This window comes from Amycolatopsis sp. NPDC059657, from assembly GCF_042734395.1.
Classification (GTDB): Bacteria; Actinomycetota; Actinomycetes; order Mycobacteriales; family Pseudonocardiaceae; genus Amycolatopsis.
The window spans coordinates 1-26,262 of sequence record NZ_JBHWEB010000125.1 but is presented as its reverse complement, the minus strand read 5'-3'; the positions used below and the strand labels follow the sequence as shown (position 1 = coordinate 26,262).

Annotated in this window: 23 protein-coding genes; 9 read left to right on the top strand and 14 right to left on the bottom strand. The window is 68.2% G+C overall.

Annotated elements, in window-relative coordinates; genetic code table 11:
* Positions 1-43 precede the first annotated feature (43 nt).
* The 6 genes from ACFV15_RS40220 to ACFV15_RS40195 form a co-directional block, all read right to left on the bottom strand.
* Complete coding sequence (locus tag ACFV15_RS40220; protein ID WP_378357679.1) at positions 44-1,783, bottom strand: PIG-L family deacetylase; 1,740 nt, start codon at positions 1,781-1,783, stop codon at positions 44-46.
* Positions 1,784-1,797: 14 nt separating this feature from the next.
* Entirely contained in the window at positions 1,798-1,980 is a 183-nt protein-coding gene (locus tag ACFV15_RS40215; RefSeq protein WP_378357677.1) for a ferredoxin, read from the bottom strand.
* Positions 1,977-3,185 carry a cytochrome P450 gene (locus ACFV15_RS40210; protein ID WP_378357675.1) on the bottom strand — a complete coding sequence of 403 codons (1,209 nt, stop codon included), beginning with the start codon at positions 3,183-3,185 and terminating at the stop codon, positions 1,977-1,979. The genes ACFV15_RS40215 and ACFV15_RS40210 overlap by 4 nt, the downstream gene beginning before the upstream one ends.
* Positions 3,186-3,419: 234 nt before the next feature.
* A complete protein-coding gene (locus ACFV15_RS40205; RefSeq protein WP_378357683.1) occupies positions 3,420-4,625 on the bottom strand; it encodes a cytochrome P450 in 1,206 nt (401 codons plus the stop codon).
* A gap of 113 nt (positions 4,626-4,738) precedes the next feature.
* Positions 4,739-6,235, bottom strand: a complete 1,497-nt coding sequence (locus ACFV15_RS40200; RefSeq protein WP_378357673.1) for a CoA-acylating methylmalonate-semialdehyde dehydrogenase — start codon at positions 6,233-6,235, stop codon at positions 4,739-4,741.
* A complete protein-coding gene (locus ACFV15_RS40195; RefSeq protein WP_378357671.1) occupies positions 6,232-7,530 on the bottom strand; it encodes an aspartate aminotransferase family protein in 1,299 nt (432 codons plus the stop codon). Before ACFV15_RS40195 ends, ACFV15_RS40200 begins: the two co-directional genes overlap by 4 nt.
* A gap of 83 nt (positions 7,531-7,613) precedes the next feature.
* On the opposite strand from ACFV15_RS40195, the gene ACFV15_RS40190 reads away from it, so the two are divergent.
* The gene (locus ACFV15_RS40190; RefSeq protein ID WP_378357670.1) at positions 7,614-9,218 is read left to right on the top strand and encodes a PucR family transcriptional regulator; all 1,605 of its coding nucleotides are present in this window, start codon (positions 7,614-7,616) and stop codon (positions 9,216-9,218) included.
* A gap of 57 nt (positions 9,219-9,275) precedes the next feature.
* On the top strand, positions 9,276-9,656 hold the full coding sequence (locus ACFV15_RS40185) for an SSI family serine proteinase inhibitor (RefSeq protein ID WP_378357668.1): 381 nt from the start codon (positions 9,276-9,278) through the stop codon (positions 9,654-9,656).
* Positions 9,657-9,707: 51 nt separating this feature from the next.
* Here the strand turns inward: ACFV15_RS40185 and ACFV15_RS40180 are convergent, their stop codons facing one another.
* The 3 genes from ACFV15_RS40180 to ACFV15_RS40170 all read right to left on the bottom strand — a co-directional run bounded on the left by ACFV15_RS40180 (position 9,708) and on the right by ACFV15_RS40170 (position 13,080).
* On the bottom strand, positions 9,708-11,324 hold the full coding sequence (locus tag ACFV15_RS40180; protein ID WP_378357666.1) for a DUF4153 domain-containing protein: 1,617 nt from the start codon (positions 11,322-11,324) through the stop codon (positions 9,708-9,710).
* A gap of 71 nt (positions 11,325-11,395) precedes the next feature.
* Positions 11,396-12,403 (bottom strand): ATP-binding protein, encoded by a 1,008-nt coding sequence (locus tag ACFV15_RS40175; protein WP_378357664.1) that lies wholly within the window; start codon positions 12,401-12,403, stop codon positions 11,396-11,398.
* A complete protein-coding gene (locus ACFV15_RS40170; RefSeq protein WP_378357662.1) occupies positions 12,400-13,080 on the bottom strand; it encodes a response regulator in 681 nt (226 codons plus the stop codon). The genes ACFV15_RS40175 and ACFV15_RS40170 overlap by 4 nt, the downstream gene beginning before the upstream one ends.
* 152 nt (positions 13,081-13,232) lie before the next feature.
* On the opposite strand from ACFV15_RS40170, the gene ACFV15_RS40165 reads away from it, so the two are divergent.
* The 5 genes from ACFV15_RS40165 to ACFV15_RS40145 all read left to right on the top strand — a co-directional run bounded on the left by ACFV15_RS40165 (position 13,233) and on the right by ACFV15_RS40145 (position 19,168).
* Positions 13,233-14,186, top strand: a complete 954-nt coding sequence (locus ACFV15_RS40165; protein WP_378357660.1) for an alpha/beta fold hydrolase — start codon at positions 13,233-13,235, stop codon at positions 14,184-14,186.
* 249 nt (positions 14,187-14,435) lie between these two features.
* A complete protein-coding gene (locus ACFV15_RS40160) occupies positions 14,436-15,980 on the top strand; it encodes an NCS1 family nucleobase:cation symporter-1 (protein ID WP_378357659.1) in 1,545 nt (514 codons plus the stop codon).
* Positions 15,931-16,773: a nitrilase-related carbon-nitrogen hydrolase gene (locus tag ACFV15_RS40155; RefSeq protein WP_378357657.1), complete on the top strand. Its 843-nt coding sequence runs from the start codon at positions 15,931-15,933 to the stop codon at positions 16,771-16,773. Before ACFV15_RS40160 ends, ACFV15_RS40155 begins: the two co-directional genes overlap by 50 nt.
* A gap of 3 nt (positions 16,774-16,776) precedes the next feature.
* On the top strand, positions 16,777-18,162 hold the full coding sequence (gene hydA, locus ACFV15_RS40150; RefSeq protein WP_378357655.1) for a dihydropyrimidinase: 1,386 nt from the start codon (positions 16,777-16,779) through the stop codon (positions 18,160-18,162).
* A gap of 10 nt (positions 18,163-18,172) precedes the next feature.
* Positions 18,173-19,168: a TIGR03842 family LLM class F420-dependent oxidoreductase gene (locus ACFV15_RS40145; protein WP_378357653.1), complete on the top strand. Its 996-nt coding sequence runs from the start codon at positions 18,173-18,175 to the stop codon at positions 19,166-19,168.
* A gap of 46 nt (positions 19,169-19,214) precedes the next feature.
* Here ACFV15_RS40145 and ACFV15_RS40140 read toward each other — a convergent pair whose 3' ends face one another.
* Positions 19,215-20,357 (bottom strand): ROK family protein, encoded by a 1,143-nt coding sequence (locus ACFV15_RS40140; protein ID WP_378357651.1) that lies wholly within the window; start codon positions 20,355-20,357, stop codon positions 19,215-19,217.
* A gap of 146 nt (positions 20,358-20,503) precedes the next feature.
* Here ACFV15_RS40140 and ACFV15_RS40135 point away from each other — a divergent pair, with 146 nt between their 5' ends.
* Positions 20,504-21,325: a family 16 glycosylhydrolase gene (locus ACFV15_RS40135; RefSeq protein WP_378357649.1), complete on the top strand. Its 822-nt coding sequence runs from the start codon at positions 20,504-20,506 to the stop codon at positions 21,323-21,325.
* Between the two features lie 52 nt (positions 21,326-21,377).
* Here ACFV15_RS40135 and ACFV15_RS40130 read toward each other — a convergent pair whose 3' ends face one another.
* The 3 genes from ACFV15_RS40130 to ACFV15_RS40120 all read right to left on the bottom strand — a co-directional run bounded on the left by ACFV15_RS40130 (position 21,378) and on the right by ACFV15_RS40120 (position 24,188).
* Complete coding sequence (locus ACFV15_RS40130; RefSeq protein WP_378357648.1) at positions 21,378-22,607, bottom strand: serine hydrolase domain-containing protein; 1,230 nt, start codon at positions 22,605-22,607, stop codon at positions 21,378-21,380.
* A gap of 10 nt (positions 22,608-22,617) precedes the next feature.
* Entirely contained in the window at positions 22,618-23,424 is an 807-nt protein-coding gene (locus ACFV15_RS40125) for a siderophore-interacting protein (RefSeq protein ID WP_378357646.1), read from the bottom strand.
* A gap of 365 nt (positions 23,425-23,789) precedes the next feature.
* On the bottom strand, positions 23,790-24,188 hold the full coding sequence (locus tag ACFV15_RS40120; RefSeq protein WP_378357644.1) for an SgcJ/EcaC family oxidoreductase: 399 nt from the start codon (positions 24,186-24,188) through the stop codon (positions 23,790-23,792).
* 121 nt (positions 24,189-24,309) lie between these two features.
* Between ACFV15_RS40120 and ACFV15_RS40115 the strand changes: the two genes are divergently transcribed.
* On the top strand, positions 24,310-25,017 hold the full coding sequence (locus tag ACFV15_RS40115) for a TetR/AcrR family transcriptional regulator (protein WP_378357642.1): 708 nt from the start codon (positions 24,310-24,312) through the stop codon (positions 25,015-25,017).
* Here ACFV15_RS40115 and hemW read toward each other — a convergent pair.
* Positions 24,979-26,193 carry a radical SAM family heme chaperone HemW gene (gene hemW, locus ACFV15_RS40110; protein ID WP_378357681.1) on the bottom strand — a complete coding sequence of 405 codons (1,215 nt, stop codon included), beginning with the start codon at positions 26,191-26,193 and terminating at the stop codon, positions 24,979-24,981. The two genes, ACFV15_RS40115 and hemW, sit on opposite strands and share 39 nt — an antisense overlap.
* Positions 26,194-26,262 lie beyond the last annotated feature (69 nt).

Sequence of the window (26,262 nt, the reverse complement as noted above, 5' to 3'; positions counted from 1 at the left end):
GGGTTAGAACCGCCCGCAACGCTCACGACCCCTGACCTGCGGGTTAGTGGACTAACTGGGTCAGCCGGCCGTCCACTCCGATGCTCACCACGCCGCGTCCGACGACGGCGGGCGAGGCCTCGGTGTGGCCGCCGACCGCGCGCCACCCCGACGCGCCGCGGGCGCTGATGCCGTGTGCGGCGTTGCGCGCGTAGACCTCGCCTGTGGCGGTCGCCGCGACCTCGCCTGGCCCGCCCGGGTTGCCGAGATCGGTCACCACGCCGTCGACCGCCATCAGCACGGCGGCGGTCCCGGTCGCGCGGAAGTAGACGTGCGCCTTGCCGTCGGTGCCGGCCACGGCCGTCGGCGCGGTCGCCGCCGCTCCCGGCACGACCGAGGTGTCCCACTCGAAGCCGGACTCCCCCTGCACCAGCCGCGCGATCGAACACGTCGCCGTCACGTACAAGCGAGCCGAGCACTGCGTCGCGAACACCTGCAGCCGGCCGCCGGCCGACACGACGGAGAGCCCGTCCTGCACGCCCCAGCCGTGCATGTCCTGCCAGTCCCCGAAAGTCCCGTCCGCGTTCTGCTGCCGCGCGCTCACTCCCCCGCCGCCATTGCGCACGAAGAACCACAGGCGCCCCTGCGCGTCCGTGCCCGCCGCGGGCAACCCGGTCTGATCGCCGCCGGGGCCGTTGGGGTTGCCCAAGGACGTCCACCCGGAGTAGTCGCCGAAACGGTCCTGTACCGCGGTGACCACGTCGAAAGTGTTGCGGTTCAACGAGAACAGCCGCAGCCTGCCATCGGCTTGACGAGCCACGGTCACCGCGGGCGCGAAGCCGCTGCCCCCGAGTCCGACCGGCTTTCCCCACTCACCGAAGACATTCCGGCGCCAGCGTTTCACTTCGTCACCGAGAACCGCGTACGCCTCATCGGCACCGTCGGTCCAGGACACCCCGGACGGCCACCGGTTCAGCATCGTCTGCCGCCAGCCGAGATAGGACGCCGTGTCGTCGAACAGCGTCGCGACGTTCGTGTCGACGTCGGCGTAGGCACGGAAAGCCTTGGTCCGCTCGGCGCGCAGTGCCGGATCCAAGCCAGTCGGGAGCTGGGCGTCGTCGTAGCCGCGGTAGTTCCGCACCTGGGCCTTGCCCTCGTACGACTCGGCCGCGAGATTGGTGAACCGCGCGACCGCCGTGTGGTCGGGGTTGTCGGGGTCTGGCGCGTAGAAACCGCTCAACGGCGCGGGATTCTGGGTGCGGATCACCGTGGGACGGAAGTGGTCCATCAGCCACGTCAACGTCTTGGTGAGCTTGTCCCTCGTGTAGGTGTCCTCGACCCGCGCGGGGCTGCCGGTCGGCAGTACCGTGCCGCCGGACGCCACCTCGCCGTTCCATAGCCCGTGCAGATCCGACCAGTCGTGCAGCCGCAGGAAGACGAGCTTGACCGACGGCCGCGCGCGCAAGGTCGCGAGCTCGGCCGTCGTGCCGGTCCCGGTGCGCAGCGCGACGCGGTCCCAGCGGTTCGCGACACCCGCCATCGTCGCGTACGCGTTCCGCTCGCCCGCCTGCCGCATCTCCGCGTAGTCCTCGGGCGTCATCGACTCGGGATGACTTCCCTCGCCGGACGTGACATACACCGTCACCGAGGCCTTGAGGGTCTGCGACAGGTCGGGCGTGAGGAACAACAGGTCGTCGTCCTGGTGCGCGACCACGTTCAGGAACACCGCGGACGGCGGCCGCGCGGCCGCCGTCTGACCAGCGATCAGGAGCAACGCCGCGAGCACGAGCGGAACAAAGCGCATGCAAGCAAGGTCAACTATTCGGTGGCCAAACGCAATGCCTGGCTTGGGCACAGATCGATGGCATCGTGGATCCGGCCGGACACCTCCTCCGAAACCACCAGCACCAGCCCGCCGTCGTCCTGGTCGAAGACGGCGGGCTCGGTCAGCACGCACAGCGCCGAGCCGACGCAGCGGTCACGGTCCGCGTGGATTCTCACCAGCTGACCATCAGCTCGTGCAGGCCGTACACCTCCGAATCGTCCTTGAACGGCATGTCGTCGAGCGAGCCTTCCAAGTGCAGGCAAGGGATCCGGCGGAACAACGTGTCGAACACGATCTGCAGCTGCATCCGCGCCAGGTTCGCGCCGAGGCACTGGTGGATGCCGTAGCCGAACGCGATGTGGTTCTTGGCGCCGCGCTCGATGTCGAAGGTGTCGGGGTTCTGGAACGCGTCGGGGTCCCGGTCACCGAGACTGGACAACGGGATCACGCCCTCGCCCTTGCGGATGAGCACCCCGCCGAGCTCCACGTCATCGGTCGCGACCCGCGCGCCCGCTGCCTCCGCGACGGTGAAGTAGCGTGCGATCTCCTCGACGGCGTCCATCGTCTTGCGCGGATCGGCGATGATCTTCGCCAGCTGCTCGGGGTGCTCCAGCAACGCGACCACACCGAGCGAGATCATGCTCGCCGTCGTCTCGTGGCCGGCGCTGAGCAGCAGGAAACCGAGTTCGACGATCTCGCGGTGCCGGACGCCACCCTCCGCGCGCTGCTTCGAGATCAGCCTGCCGATCAGGTCGTCCGACGGGTTCTTCTCCTTCGCCGTGACCAGCTCGTCGAAGTAGTCGAGCAGTTCGTCGAAGGCCTGGCGGCGCTGATCGTGGCTGAAGACGCGGCTGATCATCGCCTGCGTGCGGGTCTGGAAGTAGGACTGGTCGCGCACCGGCACGCCGAGCAGCTCGCAGATCACCAGCGACGGCACCGGCAGCGCGAGCGTCGAGACCAGGTCGACCGGAAGGCCGCTGCTCAGCACGATGTCGATCTGGTCGTCCACGATCTGCTGGATCCGCGGCCGCAGCGTCTGGATCCGCTTGAGGGTGAACTCGCCGAGCACCTCGCGGCGCTTCGGGCCGTGTTCCGGCGCGTCCATCTCGTTGAGCGAGGCACGGAAACCCGAGATCGCCTCGACCCCCTCCGCGATCAGCGGGAAGCCCGGCTGATGGCGGTCCGAGCTGAACCGGGGGTCGGTCAGCATCGTGCGGATGTCCTTGAGCTTCGAGATGGCCCAGACCTGCATGCCGGACGGCAGCCTGACCCGGGATATGGGCGCCTCCTCACGCAGTGCCTTGTACTCCGAGGGCGGCGAAAACGGGCAGGCCCGCTTCAACGGCCACGAGAGGACCTGCGGCTGGGCGACTTCGGTCATGTCTTATCCCCGTCCGGACAAACGGCGTGCTTTTCAGGGCGGCGATTTCCGTGTTCGGAATCGCCTTTTACGGTTTACCGCCCCGCGCGAGCGATCGTCCAACCCGCCGGAGACGACCTCGTCAGGTCCGTACCACTTAAGGGGAACCCCTACGATTCACCGGATCGGGCTACTTTCCGGCCACCGAAAGACTATTGCCCGACAGCGCTTTCACGAATCGGTGACATCGTCGGCCTACCAGATGACCGGAAGCTCGTGCATGCCATAGATTTCGGAATCGGCCTTGTACGCCATCTCTTCCACCGGGATGGCCGGGCGCAGGCCTGGAATGCGCCGGAAGAGCGACTCGAACACCACCTGCAGCTGGATCCTGGCCAGGTTCGCGCCGAGGCATTGATGCATGCCGTGGCCGAACGCCACGTGGTTCCTGGCGCCGCGGTCGATGTCGAACCGGTCGGGGTTCTCGAAGGCGTCGAGGTCGCGGTCGGCGAGGTTGCTGAGCGGGATCACCCCTTCGCCCTTGCGGATCAGCACGCCGCCGAGTTCGACGTTCTCGAGCGCGACACGGGCGCCTGCCGCCTCGGCGATGGTGAAGAACCGTTGCAGCTCCTCGACCGCGTCAAGCATCTTTCCGGGATCGGACAAGGCTTTTTCCAGCTGCTCCGGGTATTTCAGGAACGCCACGACACCCAGCGAGATCGACGCCGCCGTCGTCTCGTGACCGGCGCCGAGCAGCAGGAACGCCAGTTCGACGATCTCGCGATGCCGCACGCCGCCGTTCTCGCGCTGCTTGACGACCAGCCTGCCGAGCAGGTCGTCGGTCGGCTCGGCCACCTTGGCCGTGACCAGCTCGTCGAGGAACTTCAGCAGTTCCTTTGTCGCGAGATGGCGCTGTTCGGGCGTGTACGACCGGCTGATCATCGCCTGCGTGCGGGTCTGGAAGAAGTCATGGTCGGCGTACGGCACGCCGAGCAGCTCGCAGACAACGAGCGACGGCACCGGCAGGCTGAGCGTCGGCACCAGGTCGACCGGGGTGGGGCCGCGCAGGATGAGGTCGAGCTGCGCGTCGACGATCTCCTGGATGCGGGGGCGCAGCGCCTTCATGCGCCGTACGGTGAACTCGGCCAGTACCTCCCGGCGCTTGGGTCCGTGCTCCGGCGCGTCCATCTCGTTGAGCGACGCACGGAAGTCCGGCATGGCGATGAGGCCCTCGGCGATCTTCGGGAACCCCGGGTTGTGGCGGTTCGAGCTGAACCGCGGGTCGGTCAGCATCGAGCGGATGTCGGCGAGCCCGGAAATGACCCAGGCCTCGAATCCCGATGGCAGCCTCACGCGCATCACCGGTGAATCTTCACGCAACTTCTCGTATTCGGCTGGCAACGAGAACGGGCAGGTTCGCTGGACCGGCCAGTGGGGTAGTTCGGTTTCCGGCATGTTCATCCCCGTCTGCGGTGCGGACATGGCAGTGCGGCGGAAAAGGGCACCTTTCTGGAGTACCGCTTTGTCCGCCGCACCGTCCACTCACCGTGGAGAGAACAGTCAGGTCCGATTATCTAGTCATTGCGCGGAAAACCGAGATTGATCCCACCGTGTGACGGGTCGAGCCAGCGCGAGGTGACCACCTTCGTCCTGGTGAAGAAATGGAATCCCTCCGGCCCGTAGGCGTGCGAATCGCCGAACAGCGAGTCCTTCCAGCCGCCGAACGAGTAGTACGCGACCGGCACCGGGATCGGCACGTTGACACCGACCATGCCGACCTCGACCTCGTTCTGGAACCGCCGCGCGGCGCCGCCGTCGTTGGTGAAGATGGCCACCCCGTTGCCGTACGGGTTGGCGTGGACGAGATCCAGCGCCTCGGCGTACCCGTCCACGCGCGCCACCGACAGCACCGGCCCGAAGATCTCGTCGGTGTAGATGGACATGTCGGTCCGCACGTGGTCGAACAGCGTCGGCCCCAGCCAGAATCCATCGGCCGCACCGTCGGCGTCCACTGCCCGTCCATCGACCACCAGCGTGGCGCCCGACTCGACTCCGGCGTCCACATAGGACTCGACGCGCTCGCGATGCGCGGCGGTGACCAGCGGTCCCATCTCGGAGCTCGGCCGCCTGCCGTCGCCGACCCGCAGTCCCTTGATCCGGTCGGCGATCTTCGCGACCAGCTCGTCGCCGATCGGGTCGACGGCCACGACCACCGAAACGGCCATGCACCGCTCGCCGGCCGAGCCGAACCCGGCGGACACCGCCGCGTCGGCCGCGAGGTCCAGATCCGCGTCCGGCAGCACCACCATGTGGTTCTTCGCGCCGCCGAGCGCCTGCACCCGCTTGCCGTTGCGGGTACCGGTCTCGTAGACGTACTTCGCGATCGGGGTCGAGCCGACGAACGAGATCGCCTTGACGTCAGGGTGCTCCAGCAGGCCGTCGACCGCGACCTTGTCGCCGTGCAGCACGTTCAGCACCCCGGCGGGCAACCCGGCCTCGGCGAACAGCTCGGCGATGAAGTTGGCGGCCGACGGATCCTTTTCCGACGGTTTGAGCACGACCGTGTTGCCGCACGCGATCGCGTTGGGCGCGAACCACAGCGGGACCATCGCCGGGAAGTTGAACGGCGAAATCACACCGACCACGCCCACTGGCTGCGCGATGGAATAGACGTCGACGCCGGTGGAGGCGTTCTCGCTGAATCCGCCCTTGAGCAATTGCGGCGCACCGCAGGCGAATTCGACATTTTCGATCGCGCGCGCGATTTCGCCTGCGGCGTCCGATTCGACCTTGCCGTGCTCGGCCGTGACGATCTTCGCCAGTTCGTCCTTGCGCGCCACGAGGAGCTCGCGGAAGGCGAACAGCACCCGGCTGCGCGCCGCGAGGGAAGTACCGCGCCACCCGGGCAACGCGCGCTTCGCGGCGGCGACCGCTTCGGCGACGTCGGCCCCGGAAGCGAAGTCGACCTGCGCCTGTACCTCGCCGGTCGCCGGGTCGTAGACGTCGCCGGTGCGCTCGGCGACGGCCGAGTAGGGCTTGCCGTCGATCCAGTGGCTGATGCGAGCGGTCACTTGACGGCCTCCTGCGCGCGTGCGACGGATTCGCCGAGGATCTCGAGCGCCTCGGCGGCTTCGGTCTCGGTGAGCGTCATCGGCGGGGCGAGGCGGATGACGTTGCCGTGCAGCCCGCCCTTGCCGACCAGCAGGCCACGCTCGCGGGTCTCCTCCAGCACGATGCCCGCCGCCTCCGTGCTCGGCGTGACGCCGGGCGAGACGAACTCCATGCCGATCATCAGGCCCTTGCCGCGCACGTCGCCGAGCACGTCGTACTTGTCGCCGAGGTCACGCAGCCCGCGCAGCAGGTAGTCGCCGAGCTTGCGCGCGTTGCCCTGCAGATCGTTGTCGAGCAGGTAGTCCAGCGTCGCCTTGGCGCCCGCGGTCGAGATCGGGTTGCCGCCGAAGGTCGAGATCGAGTTGGCGGTGAGGCAGTCCATCAGGTCACCGCGCGCGACCACGCCGCCGATCGCGAGGCCGTTGCCGAGGCCCTTCGCGAAGGTCAGCGCGTCCGGCGTGATGCCGTGCGCCTGGAAGCCCCAGAAGTGCTCGCCGGTGCGGCCCCAGCCGGTCTGCACCTCGTCGGAGATGAACAGGATGCCGTGCTCGTCGAGCACCTCCTTGAACGCGCCGAGCAGGCCGTCCGGCGGCACGTTGAACCCGCCGACGCCCTGGATCGGCTCGGCGATCATGGCGGCGACATCGCCCGAGGTCGTCGTCTGCAGCACATCGCGCAGGTCGTCGACGCAAGCCGCGATGTAGTCCTTGTCGGACAGCCCGGCGAACGGCCCGCGGTAGCGGTAGCCGCCGTGCACGTAGCTGACCTTGACCGGCGAGAGCGAGCTCGCGGACCAGCCGCGGTTGCCGGTGATGCCGATCGTGGCGAACGCGCGGCCGTGATACGAGTTGCGCAGCGCCAGTATCTGGTTGCTGCGCCGCTGCTGCGTCGCGAGCATGAGCGCGGTCTCGTTGGCCTCGGTGCCGGAGTTGGTGAAGAACACCTTCGCGTCCGGGATCCCGGACAGCTCGGCGATCTGCTCGGCGAGTTCGACCTGCTTGCGGATGAGGTACAGCGTCGACGTGTGCAGCACGCCGGTGTCGAGCTGCGAGCGGATGGCGTCGGAGATCTCCTTGACGCCGTAGCCGATGGCGTTGGTCAAGATCCCGGCGAAGAAGTCGAGGTAGGTGTTGCCGTTCGAATCGGTGACGCGCCTGCCTTCGGCGCGGACGATCTCGATGGGCTCCTTGTAATACAGGGCCAGCCACTGCGGGAGGACTGCCCGGTGCCGGTTCACCAACGTCTCTGCACTCATGGTTCCCGAGTCTCGGTGTGACCGGCACGCGGACGCCACCGGCAACGTGTACCGACTAGCGCCACCGCCCGTACAGTCTGTGTATGTATCCGACCGTGGCGGAAGTGCTCGCGCTGCCGGTGCTCCGGCATGGGCGCCCGCACGTCGTCGCCGGCGCGATCGGGCTCGGCGCGTACGTGCGCTGGGTGCACGTCGCGGAGGTCACCGGCATCGCGCACCTGCTCAAGGGCGGCGAGCTGGTGCTCACCACCGGCGTCGCGCTGCCCGACGACGAGGCCACGCTGACCAGGTACATCGACGAGCTGGCCGCCGTCGGGGTGTCCGGGGTGATCATCGAGCTGGTCCGGCACTGGAACGACGAGCTGCCCGGCGCGCTGGTCCGTGCCGCCGACCGGCACGGGATCCCGCTGGTCACGCTGTCGCGGGAGACGCGCTACGTCACCGTCACCGAGTCGGTCAACGGAATGATCGTGGACGCGCAGGTCGCCGAGCTCAAAGCGGCCGAGCGCGTGCACGAGGTGTTCACCGCGCTGACCGTGTCCGGCGCGGAGCCGGAGGCCGTGCTGCGCGAGGTCGCCAGGATGACCGAGCAGCCGGTGGTGCTGGAGACCCTGTCGCACGAGGTGCTCGCGTACGACGCGGCGGGCACCGACCCCGGCGACCTGCTCACCGGCTGGCTGACGCGGTCACGCACCATCCAGCTCGGCGAACGCACCGGCTATCACCCCGGCGCCGGCTGGCTGGTGACGGTCGTCGGCGCGCGCGGGCACGACTGGGGACGGCTCGTGCTGGTCTGCCCCGACACTCCCCCGCACCGGCACCGCGTCGTCGCCGAGCGCGCCGCGTCCGCGCTGGCCGTGCACCGCCTGGTCGCGAAGGACACCGACAGCCTCGAACGCCAGGCCCACCGCGCGGTGCTGTGCGAGCTGCTCGGCTCACCGGTGCCGTCGGCGGAACTGCTGGCGCGCGCGTCCGCGCTGGCCGTGCCGCTGACCGGCCAGCTGGTGGGCGTCGCCATCCGGCCGAGGCCCACCGCCACCGGCCTGCCCGCGGTGTCGACCGGCCCGATGCTGCGCGAACTCGCCGAAGCGACCGCGCTGGCGGCGCGCCGGGCGCGGGTGCGCGCGCTGGTCGCGACGGTCGACGAGACCACCGTGCGAGCACTGATCTCGTTGTCACCGGAGGCCAACCCGGACACCGTGCTGCACCGGCTCGCCACCGACATCCACGAGACGCGGGCACCGAGCGTCGTCGCCGTCGGGACCACTGTGGACGGACCGGCCGACGCGCGGCGCACACTGGTCGAGGCCGCGCACGTGGCCGCGGCGGCGTTGCGCACCGACGTGAAGCGGGTGTTCCACCGGCTCGACGACGTCCGCCTGCGCGGGCTCCTGCAGCTGCTGGCGACGGACGAGCGGCTGGAGGCTTTCGCGGCACGGGAACTCGGTCCGCTGCTGTCACGCGACGCGGCCACGGGAAGCCGTCTGATGCAGGCCTTGCGGCACTACTGCGAGCACGGCGGCAACAAGTCGGCGGCGGCCGCGGCCGCGCACACCTCGCGGACCGCGTACTACCAGCAGCTGGCCCGGATCGAGCAGGTGCTCGGCGTGCAGCTGGAGGATCCGGAGTCCATGCTCTCGCTCTATGTGGCACTGCTGGCCCACGACACACTGATCACCCATTCGTGAGCGTTGACCACTCGTCCGAGTGGCCTTTTGTTTCCTGGAACTGCCGATAGATCTTGTATGGCAATTTTCGAAACGATCACCGCCGTCGCTTTGGCCGCAGCATCGCTGGCGGGCCCCGCGTCCCCCGAGAACGCTTCGTACGCCTTACGTCTCAGCCAGACCGACAGCAGCGGCGGCTACGCGCGCGTCACCCTGACCTGCAACGAACCCGGTGGCTCGCACAAGGATCCCGCCAAGGCCTGCGAGGTGCTGGAAGGCGCGGGCGGCAAGTTCTCCTCGATCGAGGAGGCCGAGACGGCCTGCCCGCTGAACTTCGCGCCGGTCGACGTCACGGTCACCGGCCGCTGGAACGGCGAGGCCGTCGACTACAAGAAGGAATTCCCCAACGCCTGCGCGGCGTCCAACGCGACGCAGGGCATCTTCCCGCTCGGCAAATGAGACCAGGTGTGGTGAGCACCCTCCCCCTCGAACGGTGCTCACCACACCCGCTTACCGTCCCGCCATCCTGGAGAAGTTGAACTCCTGCCAGGAATCGGCGCCCAGACCAGCCCGAACCGGTCCGCGAACCGCCGCCCGGACCGGCTCGGGCAACCTCTCCACCGCGGGCAGCACATCGGCGGAAAGCGTACTCAGATAAGCGGAATCGATGCCGTACCCCTCGGCCATCCGGTCGATGTTGCGGTCGGCGATGAACCGCTCCGGGTCGAGCACGGCCAGCGCGAGCAGCGCGCCCATCGCGGTCCCGATCGCCGCCCTCGGCAGCCAGGTCTGGTCCAGCTTCCAGATCGCGGCGATCATCAGCAGGTAGACGGCGCCGAGCCACAGTTCACAGGTCTCGACCAGCAGCCGCAGCACAGTGAACCCGTACGCCTGCTGGTATGTCCACATGCGACTCAACGCGGACGCCACGATCACCAGCGTCAACAGGCTCAGCCCGGTGAGCACGCCCCGCAGCCACCACCGATCTCGCGCGGTTTCCTTGCTGCCCCACCGCAACGCGATCACGATGACCCCCAGTGTCAGCACCGTGATAGCGGACAGCTGCCAGAACCCGCCCCTCGCGTACTCGGCGTAGGTGAGCCCTGACGTGCGCAGGACGTAGGCGTCGCCCCCGAACAACGCGACAAGCTGAGCGAACACGAACCCGGCGAAGAGCAAGGTCAGCACGCCGACCGGCAACGCCCATTCCACTCGATGCAGCACCTTGTGCGCTTTCGCTTCCGCTGGTCGCGGCGGCGCGGCCAGCACGAACAACGCACCCGCGGTAGCGGCCCCGACCAGCCCGAACACGAAGATCCACTGCACGGCGTTGCCACCGTCGACCTCCGGCATCGCGGCTTTGAGCACCCCGGCGAACGTCGCGTCGGCCGAGCTCAGCAGCGGGACGAAGACAGCGAGCAACGCGAGCGTCACGAACACGGCCGAGGCTATGCGTTTGGTGGCGCCACTCGGCTTGCGCTGGGCCTTCTTGGTACCCCGGCCGAGCCAGGCGAGCCCGCCGAACGCCTCGATCGGGACGGCGAGGACGTCGTACAGCAGGCCCTTGACGGACCTCGGCCCGACGGCGGCGAGCGACCCGGCCGCCGCGGCCGCGAGCACGCAGAAGACAAAGAGCCACTCGGCGGCTCGGATCGTTCCGACGGCGAGCAGTGCCAGTGCCAGCGCTGCCCAGAGAATCCTTGCGCGGCTTGGGTTTCTTGGGGCGGGTTCGGCTTGGTGAAGGCTCCCCTCACCCAGCCCAGCTGTGTGAAGGCTCCCCTCACCCAGCCCAGCTGTGTGAAGGCTCCCTTCACCAGCCTCAGCCGACCGAGATCCCCACGCCCGAGCCTTCCGATCCGCGACCACCACGGCCACCACACAGGTGATCCCTGCCAGCAGCCACCCGATCCCCGGCCGGTCCAGCGGAATCAAGATCGCCCCCACCACCGCCGCGGCGAGCACAGCTGGCAGCACCGAGGGCGGCAAGGCCACCCGCGCCGACTTGGGCACGTAAGCGGGCCGGGCGAGCACCGGAACCGGTGGCGGCGGCATCGGAGGCAGCTCCGGCGGTGGCGGCATCGAGGCGACGGCCCCTGCCGGGGTCGCGTGAGCAGGCCGATCGGCCATGGGAACTCCTCCAGAGGGTGTGCTTCATCGCCCCGTGGCCCAAGCGGGTCCGGGGTGATCTCGGGGAAAGGTCAGCGCGGCAGGGTCACGCGGATCCGGGAACCGGGTCCGGCGACCCCGATGGAGCCGCCGTGCAGGTCGACGACCCAGCGGGCGATGTTCAGGCCGAGGCCCGTGCCACCGCCGCCTGCCCGTTCGCCTCGGGTGAAGCGCTCGAAGACGCGGGCGTGGTCTTCGGGTGGGATGCCGGGGCCCTCGTCCCGGACTTCGATGAGCAGGTGGTCGCCGAGCACCTTGGCTTCGACGCCCACCTCACCGCCGGCCGGTCCGTGGCGGGCGGCGTTGTCGAGCAGGTTGAGCAGTACCTGGTGCAGCCGGGCGCGGTCGGCGGGCACCACGATGCGGGGTTCGAGGTCGACGGTGAAGCGGACGCCACGGCCGAGCGCGGCGGCCATCACCTCGGCCTCGGCGATGACCTCGTCGACCAGCGGGGCGAGTTCGACGTCCTCCAGGTCGAGCGGGAACGCGCCCGCGTCGATGCGGGAGAGGTCGAGCAGCTCGGAGACGAGCGCGCTGAGCCGCTCGGTCTGGGTGAGCGCGGTGCGCAGTGTCCTGGGGTCGGGTTTCTCGACGCCGTCGACGAGGTTTTCGAGCACGCCGTTGAGCGCGGTGATCGGGGTACGCAGCTCATGGGAGACGTTGGCGATGAGGTCGCGGCGCTGCTGGTCGGCGGCCGCGAGGTCGGCGGCCATCCGGTTGAACGCGTCGGCGAGCCTGCCGACCTCGTCGCGCGAGGTCGCGCGGACCCGGCGCGTGTAGTCGCCCTTGGCCATCCGGCCGGCGGCGGCCGTCATCTCGCGGAGCGGCCGCGTCATGCCGTGCGCCAGTATCTGCGACGTGACCAGCGCCAGCACCACGGCCGTGATCGTGGTCCTCGGCGGCAGCCAGCCGATCTGCCAGCGGAAGAAGCCGAGCGCGATCCCGCCGGAGCCGACGATCAGCAACGCCAGTTTGAGCTTGATCGACCGCACCGGGTCGAGCGGTCTCGGCAGGAAGTCGACGAGCGTCTGGAGCTTCATGAGTTGACGTCCAGCGCGTAGCCGACGCCGTGCACGGTGCGGATGAGGTCCGCGCCGAGCTTGCGCCGCAACGCCTTGATGTGGCTGTCGACGGCTCGGGTGCCGGACGCGTCCGCCCAGTCCCAGATCTCGCTGAGCAGGCGTTCCCGCGCCAGCACCGCACGCGGCCGCTTCGCGAGATGCACGAGCAGGTCGAACTCCAGCGGCGTCAGCTGCGCCTCGGCGCCCGCCCTGGACACCCGGCGCTCGTCGACGTCGATCTCGAGATCCCCCAGCACGATCTTGGAGCTGCGCGGCACCGCACGGTCGACCCGCCGCAGCAGCGCCTGCACCCTGGCCGCGAGCACGCGCATCGAGAACGGCTTCGTCAGGTAGTCGTCGGCGCCGACCCCGAGCCCGACGAGCAGGTCGGTCTCATCGGCCCGCGCGGTCAGCATGAGCACCGGCACCGGACGGCGCGCCTGGATCCGGCGGCAGACCTCCAGCCCGTCGAACCCGGGCAGCATCACGTCGAGCACGACCAGGTCAGGCTCGTAACTCTCGGCGCGGGCGACCGCGGCGGGCCCGTCGTGCGCGAGCTCGACCGTGTGCCCCTCCGCACGCAGCCGGGCCGCGATCGACTCGGCGATCGTGAGGTCGTCCTCGACGACGAGAATCCGCCGCGCTCCCAGTTCCATGGCTCTGACCTTAAGCAATGCGCGTGGAGACGATCCGCGCGGTTTGTGAAGATCGTGTGGAGGCCCGAGCCTTTCAATCCTGCTTGAAAGGCCTTGCCAGCCTTCGCCCCGCACACAAAGCTCTCCGCACTTAACGCTGGAGGGAAGCTGACATGCAGTTCTCAAGACGTAAGATGCTCGCCGCCGGAGCCGGTGTGGCCGCCACCGCGGCGACCGGCGGAACCGCTTCGGCGGACCCCTCGGTTTCGGACGCGGCACTGGCCCGTTCACTGGGTTTCACCAGCGCGCACGCTGACGTGAACGGCACCAGCCTGCACTACGTCACGGGCGGCCAGGGAGCACCGCTGGTCCTGCTGCCGGGCTGGCCGGAGACCTGGTGGCAGTTCCGCAAGATCATGCCGGCGCTGGCCCGCCGCTACCGCGTGATCGCCGTCGACCTGCGCGGCATGGGCGGCTCGGCCAAGCCGTCGGGCGGCTACGACAAGAAGACGATGGCGCGCGACATCTTCGAGCTCACCCGCCGCCTCGGCCACAGCAACGTCAACATCGCGGGCCACGACATCGGCGCCATGGTCGCGCACAGCTTCGCCATCAACCACAGCGACGCGACGACCAAGGTCGCGCTCCTCGACGTCGCCCACCCCGACGAGAGCCTCTACCAGCTGCCCCTGCTGCCCAAGCCCGGCGAGTTCCACCTGTGGTGGTTCGCCTTCAACCAGGTCCGCGCGCTGCCCGAGCAGCTGATCACCGGCCGGTCCCGCTTCCTCATCGACTACTTCTTCGACCTCCTGCTGGTGAACCCGGCCGCGATCAGCGAAGCCACCCGTGCCATCTACGCGCACGCCTACGCCAAACCGGACGCGATCCGCGCGGGCAACGCCTGGTATCAGGCCTTCAACCAGGACATCGAGGACCAGAAGGCCTACCCCAAGGTGACCAAGCCGATGCTCGGCCTGGCCGCGGAGGCGAGCTTCGAGTTCTTCCAGTACGTCTTGTCCACCAAGGGAACCGACGTCCGGGTGAGCAAAGTGGAGCGTTCCGGCCACTTCCTCGCCGAGGAACAGCCGGAAACCGTCATCCGCGCCTTCACCGAGTTCTTCGGCTGAGCACTGGGGTCGTGAGTGGTACGGCCGGTTCTAACCGGTCTAAACACTCACGACCCCGGTCGCACGGCTGAACCTTCAGCCGCCCGATCGTGTGTTTCACCCGCGTGACCTGCATGCTAAGCGCGTGCATGTGACGCGGGTCATGCATCGCGGAGCGGTCGAGCGCAATCGACAGTGTGCGCGCGGCCACCGCCAACGCTGAACACTCTGCAAGTGCCACCTGTCCGCCGGGCGGCGCAGGATGCCGCAATGGAGCCGACGACACGCGCGCACGGCGATGGCCGGGTCGAACTCACCGACGTCACCTCTCTGGAGGGCAGCCGGTTCTTCAACAGTGAACTGGCGCCGGTCCCGGTCGAGAAGCGGACCTGGACCACCTACAACTATTTCGCGCTCTGGATGGGGATGGCGCACAACATCCCCAGTTACGCGCTGGCCGCGTCGCTGATCGCGCTCGGGATGAACTGGGTGCAGGCGTTGCTGACGATCACCATCGGCAACCTCATCGTGCTCGCGCCGATGCTGCTCAACAGTCATGCGGGCACCAAGTACGGCATCCCGTTCCCGGTGTTCGCACGCGCCTTCTACGGCGTGCGCGGGGCGAACCTCGCGGCTCTGCTGAGGGCGTTCATCGCCTGTGGCTGGTTCGGCATCCAGACGTGGGTCGGCGGTGAGGCGCTCTACATCATCGTCGGGCGGCTCGCGGGCTCCGGCTGGAAGGACTCCACGGTCGTTCTCGGGCAGCACTGGACGCTGTGGCTTTCGTTCGGTGTCTTCTGGGTGATCCAGATGCTGATCATCTGGCGTGGCATGGAGGCCATCCGGCGGTTCGAGAACTGGACGGCGCCGCTGGTGTCGGTCGGCTTCCTGATCATGCTCGGCTACGTTCTCATTCAGGCAGGCGGTTTCGGGCCGATCCTGTCCGAGCCGGGCAAACTCGGCTGGGGACCGGACTTCTGGAAGGTGTTCGCGCCGACGCTGATGGCGATGATCGCGTTCTGGTCGACGCTCTCGCTCAACATGCCGGACTTCACCCGCTTCGGCGGCAGCCAGGGCAAGCAGGTGAAGGGCCAGATTCTCGGCCTGCCGACCACGATGACGTTCATCGCGATCGTGGCGATCCTGACCACCTCGGGCGGCAGTGTCCTCTATGGCGAGCAGATCTGGGATCCGGCGAAGCTCGCGGACAAGTTCGGCAGCCCGCTGGTCGTCGTGGTCGCGCTGATCGCGCTGGTGCTCGCGACCATCTCGGCGAACCTGGCCGCGAACGTGGTCAGCCCGTCGTACGACTTCTCGAACGCGTTCCCGCGTAAGATCACCTTCGCGGTCGGTGGCCTGATCACCGGCGTGATCGGCATCCTGATCCAGCCGTGGCGGCTGTACTCGGACCCGAACATCTACATCTTCGCGTGGCTCGGCTTCTACGGTGGACTGCTCGGCGCCGTCGCCGGTGTGCTCGTCGCCGGCTACTGGGTGGTCAGCCGCACCGAACTGAAACTGCGTGACCTCTACACCGAGGGCGGCGCGTACTGGTTCACCGGCGGCTGGAACTGGCGTGCGCTCGTCGCGACCGCCGTCGGCGCCGTGCTCGCGGTCGGTGGCGCCTATGGCGGCCCCTTCCCCGCGGACGGGCTGATCCCGTTCCTCAAGCCTCTCTATGACTACAACTGGGTGGTCGGCCTGGTAGGCGCGTTCCTCGTCTATCTGGCTTTGGCCTTGCCCGCTACCAACAAGGAGGAAATCAGTGAGCGACGTAGTGCGCGCCGGGTTGATCCAGCAGCGGTGGACGGGTGACAAGGAGTCGATGATCGCCAACGCCGTCGAAGCGATCGGCAAGGCGGCGTCACAAGGCGCACAGGTCGTCTGTCTCCAGGAATTGTTCTACGGCCCGTATTTCTGCCAGGTGCAGGACACGGACTACTACTCCTACACCGAGCAGATCCCGGACGGCCCGACGACCAAGCTCATGCAGGAGGTCGCCGAGCGGCACGGAGTCGTGCTCGTGGTGCCGATGTACGAGGTCGAGCAGCCGGGGGTGTACTACAACACGGCCGCGGTGATCGACGCCGACGGCACGTACCTCGGCAAGCACCGCAAGAACCACATCCCGCAGGTCAAGGGCTTCTGGGAGAAGTTCTACTTCCGTCCCGGGAACATGGGCTACCCGGTGTTCGACACCGCGGTCGGCCGCATAGGCGTCTACATCTGCTACGAACGCCACTTCCCCGAGGGCTGGCGCGCGCTCGGCCTGGCAGGCGCGAAGATCGTGTTCAACCCGTCGGCGACGAGCCGAGGCCTGTCCGAATACCTGTGGCGCGTCGAGCAGCCCGCCGCGGCGGTGGCGAACGAGTACTTCGTCGGCACGATCAACCGAGTCGGCGTGGAACCGTTGGGCGACAACGATTTCTACGGCCAGACGTACTTTGTGGATCCGCGCGCGCGGATCGTCGGCGAGGCGGCTTCGGACACCGAAGAGGAGATCGTCGTCCGTGACCTGGACATGGGCTTGCTCGCCGAGGTCCGCGACCAGTGGGCCTTCTACCGCGACCGCCGCCCGGACAGCTACGGACCGCTGACGGAGGCCTGAGCCATGACAACGCTGATCAAGGGCGGGCAAGTACTCTCGACCACCGGCGCTTCGCTCGCGGATGTGCTGGTGGACGGGGAAAAGATCGTCGCGGTGGCCGCGCCGGGCGTGTTCACCGAGGCCGATGAGGTCATCGACGCGGCTGGGAAGTACGTGCTGCCCGGTGGCATCGACGCGCACACGCATATGGAGATGCCGTTCGGCGGCACGCATTCGGTCGACACCTTCGGCACCGGAACCACGGCGGCCGCCTGGGGTGGCACGACGACGATCATCGACTTCGCCGTGCAGGCGAAGGGCACCTCCGTGCTGTCCACTTTGGACAAATGGCACGAGAAGGCCGGCGGCAACTGCGCGATCGACTACGGCTTCCACATGATCATCAGCGACGTGAACGACACGTCGCTGAAGGAGATGGAAGCCTGCATCGACGGCGGCGTCACCAGTTTCAAGATGTTCATGGCCTATCCGGGCGTGTTCTACTCGACCGACGGCGAGATCCTGCTGGCCATGCAGAAGGCCCGCGAGACCGGCTCGACGATCATGATGCACGCCGAGAACGGCATCGCGATCGACCAACTGGCCGCGCAGGCGTACGCGGCGGGCCGGATCGAGCCCGTGCATCACAGCCTCACCCGACCGCCGGAACTGGAGGGCGAGGCGACCTCGCGCGCGATCACGCTGGCCAAGGTGACGGGCTCACCGCTGTACATCGTGCACTTGTCGGCGTCGCAAGCGCTCGCGGCCGTCGCCGAGGCTCGCAACGAGGGCCAGAACGTCTTCGCGGAGACGTGCCCGCAGTATCTCTACCTGTCCATCGAGGACATGAAGAAGCCGTACTTCGAGGGCTCGAAGTACGTCGCGTCGCCGCCGTTGCGCGAGAAGTCGCATCAGACGGATCTGTGGAAAGGCTTGCGCACCAACGATCTTTCGGTGGTGTCGACCGACCACTGCCCGTTCTGCTTCAAGGACCAGAAGGAACTGGGCCGCGGCGACTTCCGCGCGATCCCGAACGGGATGCCCGGCGTCGAGCATCGGATGGACCTGCTGCACCAGGGCGTCGTGGCGGGCGAGATCTCACTCGGCCGCTGGGTCGAAACCTGCTCGACGACACCGGCCCGGATGTTCGGGCTGTATCCGCAGAAGGGTGTCATCGCACCGGGTTCGGACGCGGACATCGTGATCTACGACCCTGCCGCGCGCCAGAGGATCTCGGCCGAGACGCACCACATGAACGTGGACTACTCGGCTTACGAGGGCCTGGAGATCACCGGCAAGGTCGAGACCGTGCTCTCGCGCGGGCGGGTGGTCGTGTCACCGTCGGGCTTCAGCGGCAGCACCACGCACGGCAAGTTCCTCAGCCGTGGGCTGAACCAGTACCTGAATTAGGGGGAGAGTCGTGGATTTCGGAATCGTCCTGCAGACGGACCCGCCCGCGCGGGACGTCGTGCGGCTGATGAAAACGGCCGAGGACCAGGGTTTCCGGTACGGGTGGACGTTCGACTCCTGCGTGCTGTGGCAGGAGCCGTTCGTCATCTACTCGCAGATCCTGGCGGCGACCTCGTCGATGATCGTCGGCCCGATGGTCACCAGCCCCGGCACGCGGGACTGGTCGGTGATGGCGTCGACCTTCGCCACGCTGAACGACATGTACGGCAACCGGACGATCTGCGGCATCGGCCGCGGCGACTCCGCGCACCGCGTCGTCGGCAAGCCACCGTCCACTTTGGCCACCGTGCGGGACTGCATGCACACGGTCAAGGAGCTCGCCGAGGGCCGCGAGGTCCTGATGAACGACAAGCCCGTCCGCATCCCGTGGATCCGCGACGGCAGGCTCGAGATGTGGATGGCGGGCTACGGGCCCAAGGCGCTGAAGATGGTCGGCGAGCACGCCGACGGCTTCATCCTCCAGTGCGCGGACCCGGCCATCGCCCGCTGGACGATCGGCTCGGTCCGCGAGGCGGCCCGCGCCGCCGGCCGTGATCCGCGCGGCATCACCATCTGCCTCGCGGCGCCCGCGTACATCGGCGAAGACCTGCCACACCAGCGTGAACAGCTGCGCTGGTTCGGCGGGATGGTCGGCAACCACGTGGCGGACCTGGTCCAGCGGTACGGCGACAGCGGCCCGGTGCCGCGTGAGCTGACCGACTACATCCGCGAGCGCCAGGGCTACGACTACGCCCACCACGGCAAGGCAGGCAACCCGTCGACGGACTTCGTGCCGGACGAGATCGTCGACCGCTTCTGCCTGCTGGGTCCGGCTTCCGCGCACGTGGACCGGCTGGAGGAGCTCAAGGAGCTGGGCGTGGACCAGTTCTCGCTCTACCTCATGCACGACGACCGGGAGCAAACGCTTGCGGCGTACGGCGAGCAGGTCGTTTCCAAGCTCGGCTAGGCGTTGGGTCGTGAGTGGTACGGCCGGTTCTAACCGGTCATACCACTCACGACCCCTTGAACAGCTCCGCCCGCGCTCCGGCCAGCGCCAACTCCACGGCACCCGCCCGCACCACGTTCCCCGGCACCGAACTCAGCGCCAGCCGGGGCTGCGCGATGGCCAGATCGGACAGTTCACTGTGGACCCGCGCGAGCAGGTCATCCCCGCCCGCGTGCGGGATCTCGCCGCTGAACACCACCAGCCCGGGATCCACCACACAGATGATCGACGCGAGCCCGGTGGCCAGCCGCGTCGCCAGCTCGTCAAGGAACTTCCCGCTCCCCTGAGCGACCGCCTCGGCCGCGGTCTCCCCGGCTATCCCGTGTTCCCGCGCGAGATCCAGCACGGCAGCCGCGCCCGACGAAAGCTGGAAGCCCCCGTGGCCACCACGCCCGACGTCACGGCTCAACGGGACCCCGGCGACCGGCATGTAGCTGACCTCGCCCGCTCCCCCGGTCGCGCCGCGGCGGACCTGGCCGTTGAGCACCAGCGCCATGCCGAGGCCTTCCCCCGCCCACAGCAGGACGAAGTCGTCGACGCCTTTCGCTTGTCCCGCCCGCATTTCCGCGACGGCGGCGAGGTTGACGTCGTTCTCGACCGTGACACGGGTGCCGAGCGCGGCGGTCAGCCGTCCGTCCAGATCGGGCAGGTCCCAGCCGTCGAGGTGCGGCGCGTAGCCGAGCTTTCCGGTGCGCGGGTCGATGGCGCCCGGCGTGCCGAGCATGACCTGCCGCAACTCGCCGACCTGCAGCCCGACCTGTGCGGTGGCGGCCTCCAGGATAGGCCGCAGCCGCTCGGCCGGACGGTTCGGCGTCGGGCACTCACGCTCGGCGACGATCGTGCCGGTGATGTCGGCGATCGCGACCGAAAGCCGGTGCGGCGTCACGTCTATCCCGGCGACGTACGCGGCACGGGCGTTGGCGGCATAGAGCTTGGCGTTCGGGCCGCGGCCGCCCTCGTCGATCCCGGCGGGCACGACCAGTCCGCCCGTTTCGAGACGGCCGAGCAGCTGGGTGACGGTCGGATGCGCGAGCCCGGTGAGGATCGACAACCGGGTGCGGGACAACGGGCCGTGCTCGAGCAGCAGCTCGAAGGCGGCCTTGTCGTTGATCGCCCGCAGCAACCCCGGCCGACCGGGCGAGACAGTCACACACACTCCCCTAATTCGAAGGTTTCCTTCAAACTCTAGATGACAAGAACGTGACGCGTCTACCTGCTTGACAGCCGGTTTGTCGTCCTCTTACCTTCGTTCCCCAATATGAAGGTTTGCTTCATATTGATTCCGGAGGAGCATCCATGAAGAGCTTCCACCGCTGGGGCGGCCTGCTGCTGGCCGCCGCACTGACGATCACCGCCACGCCCGCCACCGCCGCCCCGAAAGCATGGGCGCTGACCTGGTCCGACGAATTCGACGGCGGCGCGGGCCAAGGCCCCGACCCGACCAAGTGGACCAACGACGTCGGCGGCGACGGCTGGGGCAACAACGAGCTGCAGTACTACACCGGCGGCAGTCGCAACGCCGCGCTCGACGGCTCCGGCAACCTGAAAATCACCGCTCGCAAGGAGAATCCCGGCGGCTCCTGCTGGTACGGCACATGCCGGTACAGCTCGGCCAGACTGATCACCCAGGGCAAGTTCGAGCAGGCGAGCGGCCGCTTCGAAGCGCGGATGAAACTGCCGAAGGGCCAAGGACTCTGGCCCGCGTTCTGGATGCTCGGCGCGGACTACGACACCGCGGGCTGGCCGGACTGCGGCGAGATCGACATCATGGAGAACGTCGGCAACGAGCCGAACACGGTGTACGGAACGTTGCACGGCCCTGGCTACTTCAACGAAAACGGCCCCGGCGGCTCGGCCAACGCCGCGCGGCCGCTTTCGGAGGACTTCCACGTCTACGCGGTCGAATGGTCCGGCGAGAAGATCACCTGGTTCCTCGACGACCAGGCCTACCTCACGCTGACCCCGGACAACATCCCGCCGGGCAAGCGCTGGGTGTTCGACCACCCGTTCTTCCTGCTGCTCAACCTGGCCGTCGGCGGCGACTGGCCGGGCGACCCGGACTCAGCCACGAGCTTCCCGCAGGCGCTGACCGTCGATTACGTCCGCGTCTACGAGTGAAGGACTCGTGAGTGTTCCCGACGGTTAGAACCGTCGGGAACACTCACGACCCTTATCCGACCAATGCTTGATAGACCAGCTGGCGCAGGTGCTGACGCAGCGGATACGTGCTCGAAGGGAGCAGCTGGGTGAAGAACATCGCGGTCAGGTCCTCGTCCGGGTCGACCCAGAACGCCGTCGAAGCAGCCCCGCCCCAGGCGAACTCTCCCGCGCTGGCCAAGGATTTCGCCTTGATCGGGTCTTCCAGCACCGAGAAGCCCAGCCCGAAGCCGTGCCCGTCGAACGGCATCTCCGCGAACAACGGCCGCCCGTACGCCTCGAGGTCGACGTGACCAGGCAGGTGGTTGGACGCCATCAGCTCGACGGTGCGCGGGCCGAGCACGCGGACGCCGTCGAGTTCCCCGCCACGCAACAACATCTGCGTGAAGCGGTGATAGTCGGCCGCGGTGGACACCAGGCCGCCGCCACCCGAGAGGCAGTCCGGCCGTGCCGCGCCGACCGCGCCGAAAGCGTCATTGCGGACGATTTTCCCGGTGCCCGGCGTCGGCACGTACATCGCGGCGAGGCGATCCGTGTCCTCGGTCCAGAACGCCGTCTCGGTCATGCCGAGCGGGCCGAAGATGGCTTCTGAGAAGAACTCGTCGAGCGGTTTGCCCGCGACGACCTCGACCAGCCGCCCGAGCACGTCGGTGGCCACCGAGTAGTTCCATTCACTGCCCGGCTGGAACACCAGCGGCAGTTTCGCCCACGCCTGGCTGCACGCGGCCAGATCGAGCCCCGGCGGCGTGCCCCATTCGTAGCCCTGCGCGCGGTACAGCGCGTCGACCGGTCCCGCGTGGTGGAAGCCGTAGGTGAGCCCCGCGGTGTGCGTGAGCAGATGCCAGACCCGGATCGGCTCGGTCGCAGGCTCGGTCACCGGGCGCAGCGACGACCCCTTGGTGAACACGCGCGGCTCGGCGAATTCGGGCAGCCACTGGGAAATCGGGTCCGTCAGCTGGAACAGGCCCTGTTCGTAGAGCATCATCGCGGCGACCGAGGTGATCGGCTTGGTCATCGAGAAGATGCGCCACCGGGTGTCGAGTTCGACCGGCAGCCCGGCCTCGACATCGCGCAGGCCGGAGGTGCCCACATACGCGATTTTGCCTTGCCTGCTGATGACGGCCAGCCAGCCGGGAAGCAGTCCATTGTCAACATATCGGGCGAAATGCGTGTCGATGCGCCCGAGTCGGTCAGCGTCGAAACCTAGGTCGGCGGGGTCGGAATCAACCTTGAGTTCGGTCACGAGGCCGACACTACGCGTTCTTTTCGGCCGCTTTCTGGATCCGCCACTCCTCGTCGGTCGCACCGCGACGCCAGTAGCCGGAAATCGACAGCAGGTCCTTGCGCATGCCCCGCTCGCCGAGCAGGTACTTCCGCAGCTCGCGGACGAACCCGGCCTCGCCGTGCACGAAGGCCTGCACGAGGCCTTCCGGGAACTCCAGGTCGCGCACGGCCTTTTCCAGGTCGTCGCCGGAGGACCGGTGCAGCCAGACGATCCGCGAGTCGATGGCCCGCGTGCTCAGCGGCAGCTCTTCGGTGTCGTCCTGGACCAGGATGAACGCCCGCACGACCGCGGCGGGGGACATCGCTTCCAGCGTCGCGCTGATCGCGGGCAACGCGCTCTCGTCGCCCGCCAGCAGGTGCCAGTCCGCCTCGTCGCCGGGCGCGTAGGCGCCGCCGGGGCCGGAGATCAGCAGCTCGTCGCCGGGCCGCGCACGCATCGCCCACGGGCCCGCGAGTCCCTCGTCGCCGTGCACGACGAAGTCAAGGGTCAGCTCGCCCTTGACCTCGTCGAAGCTCCGGACGGTGTACGACCGCATCCGCGGCCAGTGCTCACGCGGCATGGTCGCCTTGATGACCTGCGTGTCGAACGGCTCGGGATAGGTCACGCCCGGCACGGGCAGCAACACCTTCACGTAGGCGTCGGTGCGGTCGTTCGGCCGGAAGTCGGCGATCTCGGGTCCGCCAGCGACGACCCGGATCATGTGGGGGGTGAGCCGTTCGGTACGCAGCACGGCCAGTCGCAGACACGGACGCGTCGCGCGTTGGGTGACAACCATCGCTCACTCCTTTCCCTCGATGCTCTTGAGCTAAGGCTAGCCTAAGTCATCGAGCCACGCAGTGAACCCCACCACAACTTTCGCACGGAACCCGATAAAAAGGCGATTTGCGAGAGGCGCGCCCCACCGGCCCCGCCTGGTCACGTTGAACACCCTGTGTGTAACCAATGTACCCGCTGGGTGATCGTCCACAGTGTACTCCCCGCGATACCACCAGCCGCCTTGAACGACGACCTTGCGCCGCTCGCGGTCCACTTCCACCCGAGGGTGATGGGGACCGGTTTCCCCGGCGAAGCGGGCGTAAACCCGCCGCGCCACCTCGTCCGGCGGCGCGTGGACCACGCCACTCACCTCGACCATCGGCTTCATCGCGCGGCAGCCGGATCACTGACGCGGGTGTTCTGGAACGACGCGACCCGCCACTCACCGTTGTCCCGCACCAGCACATAGGTGACCGTCGACGCGCGAAAGTCACCACTTTCGAGCAAAGACCCGCCGCCCGCCACGACAATGGCGACATCCGGCCGCACGAAGCGGACCTTGACCTCATCGGTCCCGCCGCCGAGCTTCGAGCCCTTGAGCGGCCCCTCGAACAGCGCGCGATGGCCGGCCTCGATCGCCTCGCGACCGGGCATATTCATCCCGAAGAATGTCACGTAGTCGGCGTCTTCGGTGAACAACCGGCCGTACGCGGCCGCGTCCCCCTCATTCCACGCGGTGGCGAGCGCGGCCAGCACCTCGAGCACGGCGTTTTCCTCGGACATGAGATCTCCTCTTCGGCTTCGACGTGACGAACGGTGTTCGTTCGACGAACACCGTTCTACCGACGAACAGTGTTCGTGTCAATGCCGATGTTCGCTAGAGTGACCGCCAGGAGGTGGCCGAGTGGCTGTACCGAACTCGCCGTGGCACCGGGAACCGCCGCGTCGCGCGTCGAAACCCCAGCTTTCGCGCGATCTGATCGTCAAAACCGCGCTGGAGATACTGGCGGCGGAGGGCATCGACGCGGTCAGCATGCGTCGCGTCGCGCAGGCGCTCGAGACGGGGCCCGCCTCGCTGTACGCGCATGTGTCCAATAAGGACGAACTCGACGAGCTGATGTTCGACCGGATACTCGGCGACGCCCCGATCCCGGCACCCGATCCGAGCCGATGGGCCGAGCAGGTCAAAGAGCTGCTGCGAGCCCAGCTGGCGGCCATGCTGAGCCACCCCGGCATCGCGAAGGTCGCCTGGAACACCATGGTGCCCATCGGCCCGAACGCGCTGCGCCACGGCGAGGCGATGATCGCGCTGCTGCGGGCAGGCGGCCTCCCGCTGCGTCAGGCGGTGTTCGCGGGCGACGCGCTTTCCACGTACACCAAGGCTTTCGCCTATGAGGGCAGCGTCTGGATGTCCGGCGACGTCGACCAGCAGGAGCTCGCGCAGCGAAGTGAGTACCTGAACTCGTTGCCCGCCAACGAGTTCCCGAACCTGCTGCAGATGAACGGCTTGTTCAGCGGCGAGACCGCCCAGGAGCGCTTCGAATACGCGCTCGACATGTTCCTGGCGGGAATCTCAGGCGGCAAGGCGGCGCACGACACCGTCGGCGAGTAGCCGCCCTCGGTCGGTCAGCACGGCGCGTCCACTGTCCAAAGCGGACACATCGAGCAGTCCCTCAGCGGCCGCTTCGCGTGCCTCGGCGAGCCCGTCCGCGTCGAGCGCGTCGAGCGAAAGCCCTTCCGCCAGCCGGAGTTCGAGCATGATCCGCTCCAGATGCCGGTCGGCGTCCGTGAGCACCTCGCGCCCGCCTGCGGGTGACGATCCCTCGGCGAGCAGCGACGCGTACCGCGCCGGATGCTTGACGTTCCACCACCGCACCCCGCCGACGTGGCTGTGCGCGCCAGGCCCGGCGCCCCACCAGTCACCACCCCGCCAGTACCCGAGGTTGTGCCTGCACCGCGCGGCCTCGGAAGACGCCCAGTTGGACACCTCGTACCAGCGCAAACCCGCCTTCGCGAGCATCTCGTCGATCAACTCGTAGTCGGCGGCCAGCACATCGTCGTCCGGCGCGGGCAGTTCTCCGCGCTTGACCTTCCTGGCCAGCGCGGTCCCCTCCTCGACGATCAGCGCGTACGCGGAGACGTGGTCCACCCCGGCCGCGAGCACCGCGTCGAGCGACGCTTGCAGATCCTCGACCCGCTCACCCGGCGTCCCATAGATGACATCGAGATTGACATGCCCGAAGCCCGCCGCGCGCGCTTCCTTCGCGGCCGCGACCGGACGGCCGGGTGTGTGGGTGCGGTCGAGGATCTTGAGCACATGCTGCGCCGCGGACTGCATACCCAGCGATATCCGGTTGAACCCGGCCTCGCGGATACCCTCGAAGAACGCGGGCGAGGTCGACTCCGGATTGGACTCGGTGGTCACCTCGGCGTCCTTCGCGAGCCCGAACGCCCCGCGCACCGCGTCGAGCACATTCGCGAGCCCATCGGCCCCGAGCAACGACGGCGTCCCGCCCCCGACGAACACGGTGTCGACGGCCGGCGCCTTCTTGAGTACTCGCGCCGCGAGTTCGAGTTCACGCTTGAGCCCGTCAAGCCAGGATTCGGGCGACGCCGCCGAGCCGAGCTCACCGGCGGTGTAGGTGTTGAAGTCGCAGTACCCGCAGCGTGTGGCGCAGAACGGCACATGCACGTATACCCCGAACGGGCGCTCGCCGACCCCTTCGAGCGCGCTGGCCGGAAGGTCGGCTTCCACGGTGGTGGTCAGATCGAGAGGCAGTGCGGGCACACCCCAGTCTCCCCCAGCCCTGCGCGGATCTCCTGCGGAGGGGTCGTGAGTGTTGCCGACGGTCAGAAC